The organism is Mesorhizobium sp. C268A, assembly GCF_040324475.1.
GTDB lineage: Bacteria > Pseudomonadota > Alphaproteobacteria > Rhizobiales > Rhizobiaceae > Mesorhizobium.
The window spans coordinates 1671209-1684043 of the sequence record NZ_JAMYVX010000001.1 but is presented as its reverse complement, the minus strand read 5'-3'; the positions used below and the strand labels follow the sequence as shown (position 1 = coordinate 1684043).

Below are 12835 nucleotides of genomic sequence, written 5' to 3'. Positions count from 1 at the left end.
TCCTCCGCAGCAGCTGCGCTGCAGCTACGGAGGGTGGACTGGCATCTTCTCTCCGTGAACGGGGAGAAGGAAGCTAACCGCCAACGTTGGAACCCGAATGACCCAGTGGTCCGGCTACCTCGGCCTGATATTGCAGGGAGCGCTTGTCACCATCGAGCTGACGCTGATGGGGTCGGTGCTCGCCCTGATCATGGCCTTCCTCGCCGGCATGGGCCGCGTGTCGCGCTTCTTTGCGCTGCGCTGGCTGGCCACCGCCTATATAGAATTCTTCCGCGGCACCTCGATCTTCGTGCAGCTGTTCTTTGCCTATTTCGTGTTGCCGTTGATCGGCCTCGAACTGACCCCCCTGCAGGCGGGTGTGCTGGCGCTGGGCCTCAATGTCGGCGCCTATGCGGCCGAGGTGGTACGCGGCGCCATCCAGTCGGTCGGCCGCGAACAATATGAGGCCTGCATCGCGCTCAACCTCGGCCGCTGGCAAGGCATGCGCCATGTCATCCTGCCGCAGGCGCTGCTGGTCATGCTGCCGACCTTCGGCAACAATGCCATCGAACTGCTCAAGGCGACCTCCGTGGTGTCGCTGATCTCGCTCGCCGATCTCACCTTTCAGGCGCAGGTCGTGCGCTCGCAGACCGGTAACACGCTGGCGCCGTTCACCACCATCCTGATCATCTATTTCGCCCTGGCGCTGATCATCTCCTGGGGCGTGCGTTCTCTGGAACGCCGCATGGCGCGCGGCCTGGACGGGGTGCGCGTCTGATGGCCAATGCCCTTCTGATAAATTGGGCCTCCTGATGGATTGGGATTGGAACTTCGTCTGGGAGATCCTGCCGACGCTGATCCAGGGCGTGAAGATCACCATCCTGGCAACGCTGCTCGGCTCCGTGCTGGCCGCTGTCGTGGGTCTGGGCATCGCGCTGGCGCGACGCTCGCCCAACAAGGTCCTGTCACGCAGCATCGGCTGGGCGGCCGAATTCATCCGCGGCACGCCACTTCTGGTGCAACTTTATTTCATCTTCTATGTCCTGCCGGATTTCGGCATCCTTTTGCCGCCCTTGGTCGCCGGCGTCATCGGGCTCGGCCTGCACTACGGCACCTACACGGCGGAAGTCTATCGCGCCGGCATCGACAACGTGCCGCGCGGCCAGTGGGAGGCGGCCAAGGCCTGCAATCTGAGCGCCACGCAGACCTGGACCAACATCATCATTCCGCAAGCGATCCCACCGATGATCCCGGCTTTGGCCAACTATTTCATCGCCATGTTCAAGGAGACGCCGCTCCTATCGGCGATCACCGTGCTGGAGCTGATGAACCAGGCCAAGAGCGTCGCCAACACCTACTACCGCTACATTGAGCCGATCACGCTGGTCGGCGCTTTCTTCCTCGTCATCAGCCTCTTCTCGGTCGTGCTGCTGCGCTGGCTGGAACATCGCTACGGCAAGATCGAAAGGTAATTCTCAAGATGAAACCGCTGCCCGAGATCAGGCTGATGCCGACAAGGCCGGCGCTCGATGCGCGCCCGCTGGAAAAGCGTGTCGGCCTCATCATCCTTGCCACCGACCACACCAGCGAGCCCGATTTCCGCCGCATGGTGGCGAGCGAGCGGATCGGCGTCTATGTCGCGCGCATTCCCTACAAGAATCCGACCACGCCCGAGAATTTACGCAAGATGCAGCCCGAGCTGGCGGCGGGTGCTGCGTTGATCCTGCCCGACGAAAACCTCGACGCGATCTGCTACTCCTGCACCTCGGCCTCGGTGGTGATTGGCGACGCCGAGATCGAGGTCGCGATCCAGTCTGCCAAGCCGGGCGTTCCCGTGGTCACGCCGCCGATGGCGGGCGTGCGCGGGCTGCAGGCGCTGGGCGCGAAAAAGATCAGCATCCTCACCCCTTACACCGTCGAAACCTCCAGGCCGATGGCGACGTATTTCGCCGAGCGCGGCTTCGAGATCGTCAGCTTCACCTGTCTCGGCTTCGAGGACGATCGCGAGATGGCGCGCATTGCGCCGGCAGCGATTGTCGATCTCGCACGAGAGGCGACACACGCTGAGGCCGACGCACTGTTCGTGTCCTGCACCGCATTGCGCGGAGCGCTCGCGGTTCCCGGCGTGGAACAGGCGATCGACCGCCCGGTCGTTACCAGCAATCAGGCCAGCGCCTGGAATTGTTTGCGGTTGTGTGGCGACGGGACGTCGCATCCCGAATTTGGCCGTCTGATGACGCTGCCTTTGCCGCGCGATTGATGATCATGACGACAGTCACCCTTAACGATATTCGTGCCGCCCGGGAGCGAATTGCCGGCAAAATCGAACGCACGCCGACAGGGTTATCTCACAGCCTTTCCGAACGACTGGGCATCCCCGTCCACCTCAAGCTTGAACACCGCCAGACCACCGGCAGCTTCAAGCTGCGCGGCGCCTCGAATGCCGTTGCTTCGCTGAGCGCCGAGGTGAAGGCGCGCGGTGTGGTCGCGGCGTCGACCGGCAATCATGGCCGTGCGCTGGCCCATGCCGCGAAGCTCGAAGGCATGCGTGCGGTGATCTGCATGTCGCGACTGGTGCCGGGCAACAAGCTCGACGAAATCCGTCGGCTTGGCGCGGATGTCCGCATCATCGGCAACAGTCAGGACGAGGCGCAGCAGGAGGTCGAACGGCTGGTGGCGCAGGAGGGACTGGTGATGCTGCCGCCCTTCGACCACCCGGCCATCATCGCTGGGCAGGGCACGCTTGGACTGGAGATGATCGAGCAGGTCCCGGATGCCGCTCTCGTCCTCGTCCAGCTTTCCGGTGGCGGCTTGGCCTCGGGCATCGCCGCAGCTATCAAAGGCACTAGCCCCAGGACAAAAGTGATCGGCGTTTCGATGGCACGTGGCGCTGCGATGAAGGCCAGCCTCGACGCCGGCCGGCCGGTCGAGGTTGAAGAACTGCCGACACTGGCGGATTCGCTCGGCGGCGGCATCGGTCTCGACAACCGGCTGACCTTCGCCATGTGCCGCGATCTGCTCGACGACGTCATCCTGCTCACCGAGGACGAGATCGCCGCCGGCATCCGACATGCCTATGAACAAGAGCGCGAGATCGTCGAAGGCGCCGGTGCGGTCGGCATCGCTGCGCTACTCGCCGGCAAGGTCAGGGCGACCGGGCCGGTGGTCGTGCTTCTCTCGGGCCGCAATATCGACATGAACACGCATCGCAAGATCGTCTGCGGTGACGCAATCGCGGAGCGCGCGGCATGAAAGCTCTCCCACGCCGAATTCCCGCCCACCCCCCTCTGTCCTGCCGGACATCTCCCCCGCAAGGGGGGAGATCGGCAGCTTCGATGTGGTCGCTATTCTTGCTGCGCTGGAGATTGGCGAAGGCAGGAGTGCAGTCCAATCTCCCCCCTTGCGGGGGAGATGGCCGGCAGGCCAGAGGGGGTGTGACGGAACACTATCCTTCGCAGTGCGCGCCTTCGCGGAGCGCGTCGCATGAGCCGGATGACGATCCTCACCGAGAAGGAACTGCGCACAATCGTGACGCTCGATCTCGACGCCGTCGCCTGCGTCGAAAACGCTTTCCGCGCGCTCGCCACATTGCCGGTGGCGATGCCGCCGATTCTGCGGTTGGACATTCACGAGCAGCGCGGCGAGGTCGATGTGAAGTCCGCCTATGTGCCTGGAATAGACGGTTTCGCCGTTAAGATAAGCTCCGGCTTCTTCGACAATCCGAATCTCGGTCTGCCCAGCGGGGGCGGCATGATGGTGTTGCTCTCGGCAAGAACCGGTGTGGTCGAGGCGCTGCTGCTGGACAATGGCTATCTCACAGATGTCCGCACCGCTGCTGCGGGCGCCGTCGCGGCGAAGCATCTGTCGCGGCCGGATTCGTCCGTCGCCGCAATCTTCGGCGCCGGCGTGCAAGCCGGGCTGCAACTCGAAGCGCTCATGTTGGTGCGGCCGATCGCCGAGGCACGTATCTGGGCGCGCGATGCGGTCAAGGCGCAGACGGCCGCAGGCGCGCTGCGCGAAAAGCTCGGCATTCTCGTGCGCGCCGAGCCGGATGCAGCCAAAGCAACCATCGGCGCCGACATCATCGTCACCACCACGCCGTCGACCGAGCCGCTGATCAAGGCCGGCTTTGTCGTTGCCGGGCAGCACATCACCGCCATGGGCTCGGATGCCGAACACAAGAACGAGATCGCGCCGGCGATCCTGCGCATGGCCGATCTCTATGTCGCCGACAGCGCCAAGCAGACACGGCGTCTGGGAGAACTGCATCACGCCATCGCATCGGGCGTGATGGGAGCCGATGCCGCGGTCACCGAACTCGGCCAGATCATCGCCGGCGAACGGCACGGAAGGCGCTCACCCAGCGACATCACCATCGCCGACCTCACCGGCACCGGCGTGCAGGATACGGCGATCGCCACGCTCGCTCGCAACCGGGCGCGGGCGGCCAATGCCGGAACCGTTTTCGAGAGCTGATGCTGGCCGCAAGCATGATCCGGAAAAGTGGAAACCGGTTTTCCGATCAGATCATGCTCAAGCAAAAAATTCCTGGAGCCGGATCCAACGAAGTGAAAACGGGCTCCAGGACCCCAACAAACGAGGACCAAGAACAATGCAACCGAACCTGAAATTCTCGCGTGGCGAATTTGCGGATCGCCTCGCCAAGACGCGAAAAGCCATGGAGGGGAAAGGCGTCGATCTGCTTGTTATCAGCGACCCATCCAACATGGCCTGGCTGACCGGCTATGATGGCTGGTCGTTCTATGTGCATCAGGCGGTGATCGTGCCACCATCGGGCGAGCCGGTCTGGTACGGTCGCGGCCAGGATGCCAATGGCGCCAAGCGCACCGCCTATCTCGCGCATGACAACATCGTCGGCTATGCCGACCACTACGTGCAGTCGACCGAGCGCCACCCGATGGATTTTTTGGCCAGAGTGCTCAGTGATCGCGGCTGGGGCAAGCTGACCATCGGCGTCGAGATGGACAATTACTGGTTCTCGGCTGCCGCCTTCGCCGCGTTGCAGAAGCACCTGCCCAACGCCCGCTTCGTCGACGCGACAGCGCTAGTCAACTGGCAGCGCGCCGTGAAGAGTTCAACCGAGATCGACTATATGCGCAAGGCGGCTCGGATCGTCGAAGCCATGCACCAGCGCATCGTCGACAAGATCGAAGTAGACATGCGCAAATGCGATCTGGTCGCCGAGATCTACGATGCCGGCACGCGCGGTGTCGATGGCATCGGCGGCGACTATCCGGCGATCGTGCCGCTGCTGCCGTCGGGCGCCGACGCCTCGGCGCCGCATCTCACCTGGGACGACCAGCCGATGAAGTCGGGCGAGGGCACCTTCTTCGAGATCGCCGGCTGCTACAACCGCTACCATTGCCCGCTGTCGCGCACCGTCTTTCTCGGCAAGCCGACACAGGAATTCCTCGATGCCGAGAAGGCGACACTGGAAGGCATGGAGGCGGGGCTGGGGGCGGCAAAGCCCGGCAATGCCTGTGAGGACATCGCCAACGCCTTTTTCGCCGTGTTGAAGAAATATGGCATCGTCAAGGACAACCGCACCGGCTATTCCATCGGTCTCTCCTATCCGCCGGATTGGGGCGAACGCACCATGAGCCTGCGCCCCGGCGACCGCACCGAACTCAAGCCTGGCATGACCTTCCATTTCATGACCGGTCTCTGGCTGGAGACCATGGGACTGGAAATCACCGAATCCATCCTGATCACCGAAACCGGTGTAGAGTGCCTCGCCAATGTACCGCGCAAACTGGTGGTGAAGAATTGAGCCCGATGCCTAGCCTTCGCCCATCCCCGATCGCCCCGACCGTCGATTTCGACAAGGACGGCGTGCAACATGGTTTCCTGCGCCTGCCCTACAGCCGCAACGACTCGGCGTGGGGCTCGGTGATGATCCCGATCTGCGTCATCCGCAACGGCAAGGGGCCGACTGCCCTGCTCACCGGCGGCAATCATGGCGACGAGTATGAGGGGCCACTGGCGCTCTACGATCTCGCCCGCACGCTCGATCCCAAACAGGTCAGCGGCACGGTGATCATCGTGCCGGCGATGAACTATCCGGCCTTTCGCGCCGGCACCCGGACATCGCCGATCGACAAGGGCAATATGAACCGCAGCTTTCCCGGCCGTCCCGACGGCACGGTGACGGAAAAGATCGCCGACTATTTCCAGCGCGAATTGCTGCCCCGCGCCGACCTCGTCTTCGACTTCCACTCCGGTGGCAAGACACTGGATTTCGTGCCCTTCTGTGCCGCCCACACGGTGCCCGACAAGGTGCTGGAGCAGAAAGCCTTCGATGCGGTCGCGGCGTTCTCTGCCCCGTTCTCGATGCGCATGATCGAGATCGACTCCGTCGGCATGTACGACACGGCGGCGGAGGAAATGGGCAAGGTCTTCGTCAGCACCGAGCTTGGCGGCGGCGGCACCTCGCGCGCACAGACTGTGCGGATCGCGCGGCGCGGCATCAGCAATGTGCTGCGCCATGCCGGCATTGTTGATGGTGCGGTCGAGAAGGGCAGAACTCAGTGGCTCGACATGCCGTCAGGCGATTGTTTCTCCTTCGCCGAGGAGGACGGCATGATCGAAACCATGGTCGATCTCGGAGAGCCTGTGAAAGAAGGCTCGGTGCTGGCGCGCATCCATTCCACCGGCCGCACCGGCATCGCTCCGCAGGAAATCCGGGCAAAAATGTCCGGCATTCTGGCGGCGCGGCATTTCCCCGGCCTGGTCAAAGCCGGTGACTGCGCCGCCGTCCTGGCCGTTGTGGTTTCATCGTGATTCGCAGAGTACGCCGCGCGAATATCAGTCGGTCTGGATCCAGACCGACTTGGTCTCCAGATACTCGTGCAGATGCTCGATGCCGCCCTCGCGGCCATAACCCGACATCTTCGTGCCGCCGAACGGCACCGCCGGGTCGATGGCATGGTACATGTTGACCCAGACCGAGCCGGCCTTGACGCGGCGCGCAAGCTTGTGCGCGGTGCCCAGATGTGTCGTGAAGATGCCGGCGGCCAGGCCATAGGGCGTCGCATTGGCACGCGCCACCGCTTCGTCGAGCGAGTCGAAGGGCATCGCCGAAATGACCGGGCCGAAAATCTCCTCGCGCGCGATGGTCATCTGGTCCGACACGGCGCCGAAGACCGTCGGCGCAATGAAGTTGCCGCCATCGTAGAGCTCGCCGGTCAGCCGCGAGCCACCGGCGACCAGTTCGGCGCCTTCGTCGCTGCCGGCCCTGATATAGCCCTCCACCTTGGCTGCCTGCCTGGCATTGATGAGCGGTCCGATTTCCGTCTCTGCCTCGATGCCATGGCCGATCCGCAGTCTGCCGGCGAAATCGGCGAGCCGTCGGACGAACTCGTCATGGATTTCGCGCGCCACGAACAGCCGCGAGCCGGCAATGCAGATCTGGCCCGAATGCACGAACACCGCCATCGCCGCGATCGGAACAGCCTTGTCGATGTCGGCGTCGCGGCAGACGATGATCGGCGACTTGCCGCCGAGCTCCAGTGAAACGCGTTTGAGGTTGGCCATGGCTGCCCGCGCGATGGCCTGGCCGGTCAGCGTCGATCCGGTGAAAACGATCTTGTTGACGTCTGGATGTTCGGCGAGCCGCGCACCGGCTTCGGCCCCGGTGCCGGTGACGACGTTGACGACGCCGTCGGGCACGCCGGCTTCCTGCATCAGTTGCGCGATCAGCAGCGGCGTCAGCGACGCATCCTCGGACGGTTTCAGCACGATGGTGCAGCCTGTCGCCAGCGCCGGCGCGATCTTCCAGATCGAGGCGGCGGTCGGCGCGTTCCAGGGAATGATCGCACCAACGACGCCCACCGGCTCGCGCCGGGTGAAGGTGACGATCTCGCCGGGAATCGAATTGTCGATCGCCTCGCCATGCAGCGCCGTCGCCATGCCGGCATAGAAGCGCAGCATACCGATGACGCGGCGCCGGTTGGCGAGCGTGCGCGTGATCGGCAGTCCCATATCGAGCGTGTCGGAAACGCTGAGCTCTTCCCAATGCGTCTCGAACAGATCGGCGATCCTGAGCAGCACGCACTGCCGCTCGTAGGGCGAGAATTTGGACCATGGGCCTTCGAAGGCCGCGCGCGCGGCGGCCACCGCCGAGTCGATATCGGCAGCCCCGCCGCGCGGCACTGTCGCCAGCACCTCGCCTGTTGCCGGATTGAGTGCCTGCATGCCGTGGCCGGACTGCGCCGCGACCCACTTGCCGCCAATGAACATCGGTCGGAATTCGCCATGGTACAACGCCGTGGCCTTCGCCTTCGGGTCGAAGTTCAGCGTCATCTCTTCCTCCTCGCAATTCCGTGGCGACTATTACTCCCGCCGCCGACCTCAAACAAGGAAAGCTAAAGGGCGCTCGGACAATCAGATTGCGCGGACTTCCCGATCACGCCAGCCGCTAGAGCGTGATCCAGAAAAGTGGGAAACGGTTTTCGGAAAAGATCATGCTTCGACAAACGGCATCTAGAAAATCACCGGCATCTAGAAAAATCATCGCGAGTTGTCGGAGCGCGTCGCTGAAAGCTCAAGGAGGCAAGCCGATCATTGCCCACGGCGACCGCGATGCCGGCATTGCAGACGAGAGCGCAACAGGTAGTCGCCAGCCGCCACCCAGCGCTCACCCGTGGCCGGATCGATCGTGGCCGTTCCAGCCGGCTTCACCGTGACAGAGGTTTCGCGCGCCGCTTCGCTGCAATCGCTGTTGGATGACTGCACGCGGAAGCAAGATCGGTCGAGCGGCCTCGCGACTTGCAAACATTGACAGATTGAGCCGCAACCGACGGTGCCTGGCATTCGATCGAGCACGCCGGTCCGTCACTCCGGAAGGCCGGCCTTTCGGAAGCCATCGACGAAATGGTCGAGCGTGGCCGTGTCGCGGAACGGCTCCGTCTCGACCCAGTGGCTGGTGGTGAAATGTGGGTTCGCGACAAGGAACAGGTCGACCTCGGCGCGCGCCTCATCGATCCGGCCGAGTTGCGCAAGGCTTGCCGCAAGGAAACGGCGCGAGCTTGTCCGATACGTCTCGTCCCGGCGCGTCGTCTCGACGGCGGCTTCATAGTCGCGCGCCGCATATTGCGCCTGGCCGAGCGTCAGGTAGTACCAGCTTGCCGGAAACGGGTTCAGCCGGAACGCCTTGCCGATATAGTCGAGGCCGTCCTCGACGCGCCCGGCCAGGACCGCGATGTCGGACAATGTCGCCCAGGCATCGGCCTCGTTCGGGTCGAGTTCGAACGCCTTGGCAAATCCCACATCCGCTTCGTCGAATCTGCTCTCATAGGCAAGCAGGTTGGCAAGCACCCAGTGGCAGCCGGCATCGTTGGGATCGATCGCCACAGCCTTGCGCGCCAGTTCCAGGGCAAGGCCGCGGGCAGGCTCAATGGGCTCTCCCCAATGCACCCATCCCATCCAGTGGTTCATGGCAAGCCAGCGATAGGCTTCGGCATAGTCCGGATCGAGCGCAAGCGCGCGCGTCAGCAACAGATGCGCTTCGCGCGCCGTCTCCGGCGAGACGTCGATCAGGTTGCGGGCTCGCACGCACAGATCGTAGGCCTCGAGATTTCGGGGCCGGTTGCGCGGCAGCGGCGCGCGCAGCCGGCCAAGCAGCGCCTCGACGATCTTGGCCGTCACCTCGTCCTGAACGGCAAAAATATCTTCCAGGCCGCGATCGAAGCGGTCTGCCCACAAATGCTCGCCGCTCAGCGCGTCGACCAGCTGGGCGTTGATGCGCACGTGCCCGGCGGCGCGTCTGGCGCTGCCCTCCAAGAGATAGCGCACGCCAAGTTCCCTGGCGACCTCGCGCACATCCACCGCCTTGCCCTTGTAGGCAAAGGTCGAGTTGCGCGCGATGACGAACAGGCCGCCAATCCTCGACAGGTCGGTGATCAGGTCTTCGGTCAACCCGTCGGCGAAGGCTTCCTGCTCGGGGTCGTTGCTGAAATTGGCAAAGGGCAGCACGGCTATCGACGGTTTGGCGGGCAGCGGCAAAGCCTGTCGCTTCTCGTCGCCGAGCTGTTCGATGGCGCCGGCGAAGCGATAGCCGACGCGCGGAACGGTCGATATCCATTCTCCGCCGTTCGTGGCCGGACCCAGCAGCTTGCGCAGTTGCGCAATCTGGACGGTGAGGTTGCCTTCCTCAACGGCGGTGCCTGGCCATGCCGCATCCATCAACTCGGCCTTGGCCACGATCTCGCCGGGCCGGGCGACGAGCGCCGCCAGCAGCTGCAGTCCGCGGTGGCCGGCGGCGACGGGAACTTGGTCCCGAAGGAGCGTTCCCGCACCCGGATCAAGCACGAACGGACCAAAGGCAAAGCGCGATCCCTGCATAACGCGCATCTATAGAGCAATTCCAGGAAAGGTGTGAAGGCGGTTTTCCCACGGGAAAGCGCGGAGCGCTTCACGGACGTATGGCGTCAAAACAAAGAGTTGAGCACCTCGTCGTTTCCATGAAACGGCGAGGTGCTCTAACTGCTTTGGAACTTTTGAGAACTATTTGGCTGCGCTTAATTACGGCGTCGTCCGCATGCGGCAGAATTCAACCTCTTTCAAGCCGAGGGCTGTCGCTCCTCAAACCGAATGGAGGTTGCCATGAACGATACCCTTGCTTCTGCTCGTGCAGCCTTGCCGGAAAAGGCGGTGTCATCGGGCCGGCGTCCGACGGGCCCGCGGGGCATGATCGCGGCCTGGCGCGAGCGGATACGCTTTCGCTGGGACCTCAAGCAGATGGCGGAGGCCAATCCGCATCTGATCGACGATATCGGTCTGACCAGACGCCAGGTCGAGGCCGAAATCGTCAAACGCTTCTGGCAAGTGTGAGCTGATGTCGCGGATAAGACCCGCCCGCCTGTTTGGGCGTACCGCGGCGTTTTGCCGGCATTTGCACTTGCCGGAACGTGCCGATCCTGCTTCGAAGCCGGCATGAGCGCCGAAGACGCGACGTCACCGCCAGAGAACCGCATCCCATGGGTCGCGATGGCCGGCATCATCGCGACCGTTACGGTGTTCGCCGTAGCACAGGGGCTGACCTATCCGCTGCTCAGCTTCATCCTGGAACGGCAAGGGACGACACCGGGCCTTATCGGCCTCTCGGCCGCGATGACGCCTCTGGGTTTCATTGTATCATCGCTCTTCACGCCGGCGCTGGTGCGGCGGGTGGGTGCGGCCCGCCTTGCGGTTGTGTGTTCGATCCTGGCAGCAACCGTCCTGATCGCGATTGCCTGGACGCAGGATGTATGGGCCTGGATGCCGTTGCGCTTCCTGCTCGGCTTCTTTGCCAATCCGCTTTACGTGATCAGTGAAACCTGGCTGGTCTCGATCACGCCCGCGGCACGCCGAGGCCGCATCATGGGCCTATACTCCTCCATCGTTTCCGCCGGCTTTGGCCTCGGCCCGCTGTCGCTAGGCTTGGTCGGCACGCAAGGATGGCCACCCTTCATCATCGGCAGCGCGGCCTTCCTTGTCTGCGGCCTGATCGTGCTTGCCGTCGCGCCACGCCTGCCCGACATGCCGCGTGATGGCGAAGCGGTGTCGGTCGGCGGCTTCTTCGCGCTGGCGCCGCTGCTCTTGTTCGCAGTCTTCACGGCTGCCGCCTTCGAGCAAGTCCTGCTTTCGCTGTTCGCGGTCTATGGTGCCGCGCTCGGCAGCACTGAGCAGCGCATCGCTTCGCTCATCACCTGTTTTATCGCCGGCAATGCCGTGCTGCAGGTCGTGCTTGGGCGCGCCGCCGAACGGTTTGGCTCGAAGCCGATGATGCTGTTCTGTGTCCTGGCTTGCCTGGCCGGTTGCCTGCTGTTGCCATTGCTCTTCGCTACATGGCTTGTCTGGCCGCTCTTCTTCGTCTGGGGCGGGGTCTCGTTCGGGATCTACACGCTGTCGCTGATCCAGCTCGGCGAGCGTTTCACCGGTCAAGCCTTGATCGCCGGCAATGCCGCCTTCGCGTTCGTATGGGGCGTAGGCGGCATCGTCGGCTCCCCGGTGGCCGGGCTGGCGATGCAACTGACCGGACATCAGGGACTGCCATCGTCGCTTGGCATCCTGTGCTGCGTGCTGGTGGTGTTTCTGCTGGCGGAACTACGGCGGGTTGACCGCGTTCAGGCGTAAGGCGTGCCTGCCATTGCGGCCTTCGGGCCGATGCTGCCCTTGTCGACAAGAGCGAGAAAGGCCGAACCCGCCTCGTCGCGTTCCTCGAAGCGTCCGATCCGCCTCGATGAACGCCACGGCCGCCAGGCGGGTGTCGGGGTCTGCAGCATTACGCCCGGCGTCTTCGGATAGTGCCACCATTAGGATATCCCAGCTCGTCGCGTTCGCTCGCGCCGACGCCGGCCCAGTGTTTCCGGACCAGCAATGTCTTCAGCTGCCATGTCTTCAAACCTCGATGTCAGGCGAAAACGCGGCCGCCGTAGAAACTCGGCGGCCGCCAATGGCGACGCTATATTCGCCCGAGAACAACCAGAATGATCACGATGATCAGCACCAGCCCGAGGCCACCGCCGCCATAGTAACCAGTGCCGTAGAACGGGCCGCCGCCGAGGCCGCTGAAGCCGCCGAGCAACGCGATGATCAGGATGATAATAAGAATGGTACCCAGGCCCATATGCCGTCTCCTTCGCTGCCGCGCCGTTCACGGCGCGGCTCGGAGAACTAAACTCCCAGCAAGCCTTCCTGTTCCCCGGCGATTTTCATCCGACGGCTAAGGAACGAAAGCCATCATGACGGCGTTTGCTGAGGTTCAGGCGCAAGCTGCGCGTGCATCGCGCGCCAGGCGGCGCGTAGAATTCAGAATTTACGCGGGATTGCCCTTTAGGCGGCCGGCCGCTCCTCC

At 63.7% G+C, this 12835-nt stretch carries 13 protein-coding genes; 9 read left to right on the top strand and 4 right to left on the bottom strand.

The genetic code is table 11. From position 1 onward, the window contains the following. Positions 1-97: 97 nt before the first annotated feature. The 7 genes from ehuC (at position 98) to doeB (ending at position 6780) form a co-directional block, all read left to right on the top strand. The gene (gene ehuC / locus NKL06_RS08335; protein ID WP_023667875.1) at positions 98-757 is read left to right on the top strand and encodes an ectoine/hydroxyectoine ABC transporter permease subunit EhuC; all 660 of its coding nucleotides are present in this window, start codon (positions 98-100) and stop codon (positions 755-757) included. A gap of 34 nt (positions 758-791) precedes the next feature. After that, positions 792-1451: an ectoine/hydroxyectoine ABC transporter permease subunit EhuD gene (gene ehuD / locus NKL06_RS08330; RefSeq protein WP_023692236.1), complete on the top strand. Its 660-nt coding sequence runs from the start codon at positions 792-794 to the stop codon at positions 1449-1451. An 8-nt stretch (positions 1452-1459) separates the two neighbouring features. Further along, complete coding sequence (gene eutA / locus NKL06_RS08325) at positions 1460-2239, top strand: ectoine utilization protein EutA (RefSeq protein WP_023692235.1); 780 nt, start codon at positions 1460-1462, stop codon at positions 2237-2239. A gap of 5 nt (positions 2240-2244) precedes the next feature. After that, on the top strand, positions 2245-3231 hold the full coding sequence (eutB, locus tag NKL06_RS08320) for a hydroxyectoine utilization dehydratase EutB (RefSeq protein ID WP_031208319.1): 987 nt from the start codon (positions 2245-2247) through the stop codon (positions 3229-3231). Positions 3232-3462: 231 nt separating this feature from the next. Further along, positions 3463-4455, top strand: coding sequence for a cyclodeaminase (locus NKL06_RS08315; RefSeq protein ID WP_352580143.1), 993 nt, complete (start codon positions 3463-3465; stop codon positions 4453-4455). Positions 4456-4591: 136 nt separating this feature from the next. Further along, positions 4592-5770, top strand: coding sequence for an ectoine hydrolase DoeA (doeA, locus tag NKL06_RS08310; protein ID WP_023692232.1), 1179 nt, complete (start codon positions 4592-4594; stop codon positions 5768-5770). Between the two features lie 5 nt (positions 5771-5775). Continuing rightward, a complete protein-coding gene (gene doeB, locus NKL06_RS08305; protein WP_023682666.1) occupies positions 5776-6780 on the top strand; it encodes a N(2)-acetyl-L-2,4-diaminobutanoate deacetylase DoeB in 1005 nt (334 codons plus the stop codon). Positions 6781-6804: 24 nt separating this feature from the next. Here the strand turns inward: doeB and NKL06_RS08300 are convergent, their stop codons facing one another. Together NKL06_RS08300 and NKL06_RS08295 are read right to left on the bottom strand one after the other, a co-directional pair. Continuing rightward, positions 6805-8301 (bottom strand): aldehyde dehydrogenase family protein, encoded by a 1497-nt coding sequence (locus NKL06_RS08300; RefSeq protein ID WP_023692231.1) that lies wholly within the window; start codon positions 8299-8301, stop codon positions 6805-6807. 531 nt (positions 8302-8832) lie between these two features. Continuing rightward, positions 8833-10341 carry a winged helix-turn-helix domain-containing tetratricopeptide repeat protein gene (locus tag NKL06_RS08295; protein ID WP_023692230.1) on the bottom strand — a complete coding sequence of 503 codons (1509 nt, stop codon included), beginning with the start codon at positions 10339-10341 and terminating at the stop codon, positions 8833-8835. 261 nt (positions 10342-10602) lie between these two features. Between NKL06_RS08295 and NKL06_RS08290 the strand changes: the two genes are divergently transcribed. Continuing rightward, positions 10603-10830, top strand: coding sequence for a DUF1127 domain-containing protein (locus NKL06_RS08290; protein ID WP_023692229.1), 228 nt, complete (start codon positions 10603-10605; stop codon positions 10828-10830). 102 nt (positions 10831-10932) lie between these two features. Then, positions 10933-12114, top strand: coding sequence for an MFS transporter (locus NKL06_RS08285; protein ID WP_023692228.1), 1182 nt, complete (start codon positions 10933-10935; stop codon positions 12112-12114). Here NKL06_RS08285 and NKL06_RS08280 read toward each other — a convergent pair. Both NKL06_RS08280 and NKL06_RS08275 read right to left on the bottom strand, forming a co-directional pair. Beyond that, positions 12105-12263, bottom strand: coding sequence for a hypothetical protein (locus tag NKL06_RS08280; RefSeq protein WP_023692227.1), 159 nt, complete (start codon positions 12261-12263; stop codon positions 12105-12107). The genes NKL06_RS08285 and NKL06_RS08280 overlap by 10 nt on opposite strands. 179 nt (positions 12264-12442) lie before the next feature. Continuing rightward, positions 12443-12607, bottom strand: a complete 165-nt coding sequence (locus tag NKL06_RS08275; RefSeq protein WP_023667887.1) for a DUF3309 family protein — start codon at positions 12605-12607, stop codon at positions 12443-12445. Positions 12608-12835: the final 228 nt, after the last annotated feature.

Excerpts from the sequence above, each read along its gene's own strand:
- eutA (WP_023692235.1), top strand. The coding sequence starts at position 1,460 with ATGAAACCGCTGCCCGAGATCAGGCTGATGCCGACAAGGCCGGCGCTC.
- NKL06_RS08280 (WP_023692227.1), bottom strand. The coding sequence starts at position 12,263 with ATGCTGCAGACCCCGACACCCGCCTGGCGGCCGTGGCGTTCATCGAGG.
- NKL06_RS08290 (WP_023692229.1), top strand. The coding sequence starts at position 10,603 with ATGAACGATACCCTTGCTTCTGCTCGTGCAGCCTTGCCGGAAAAGGCG.
- eutB (WP_031208319.1), top strand. The coding sequence starts at position 2,245 with ATGACGACAGTCACCCTTAACGATATTCGTGCCGCCCGGGAGCGAATT.
- ehuC (WP_023667875.1), top strand. The coding sequence starts at position 98 with ATGACCCAGTGGTCCGGCTACCTCGGCCTGATATTGCAGGGAGCGCTT.
- NKL06_RS08295 (WP_023692230.1), bottom strand. The coding sequence starts at position 10,341 with ATGCAGGGATCGCGCTTTGCCTTTGGTCCGTTCGTGCTTGATCCGGGT.
- NKL06_RS08285 (WP_023692228.1), top strand. The coding sequence starts at position 10,933 with ATGAGCGCCGAAGACGCGACGTCACCGCCAGAGAACCGCATCCCATGG.
- doeA (WP_023692232.1), top strand. The coding sequence starts at position 4,592 with ATGCAACCGAACCTGAAATTCTCGCGTGGCGAATTTGCGGATCGCCTC.
- doeB (WP_023682666.1), top strand. The coding sequence starts at position 5,776 with ATGCCTAGCCTTCGCCCATCCCCGATCGCCCCGACCGTCGATTTCGAC.
- NKL06_RS08275 (WP_023667887.1), bottom strand. The coding sequence starts at position 12,607 with ATGGGCCTGGGTACCATTCTTATTATCATCCTGATCATCGCGTTGCTC.
- NKL06_RS08315 (WP_352580143.1), top strand. The coding sequence starts at position 3,463 with ATGAGCCGGATGACGATCCTCACCGAGAAGGAACTGCGCACAATCGTG.
- NKL06_RS08300 (WP_023692231.1), bottom strand. The coding sequence starts at position 8,301 with ATGACGCTGAACTTCGACCCGAAGGCGAAGGCCACGGCGTTGTACCAT.
- ehuD (WP_023692236.1), top strand. The coding sequence starts at position 792 with ATGGATTGGGATTGGAACTTCGTCTGGGAGATCCTGCCGACGCTGATC.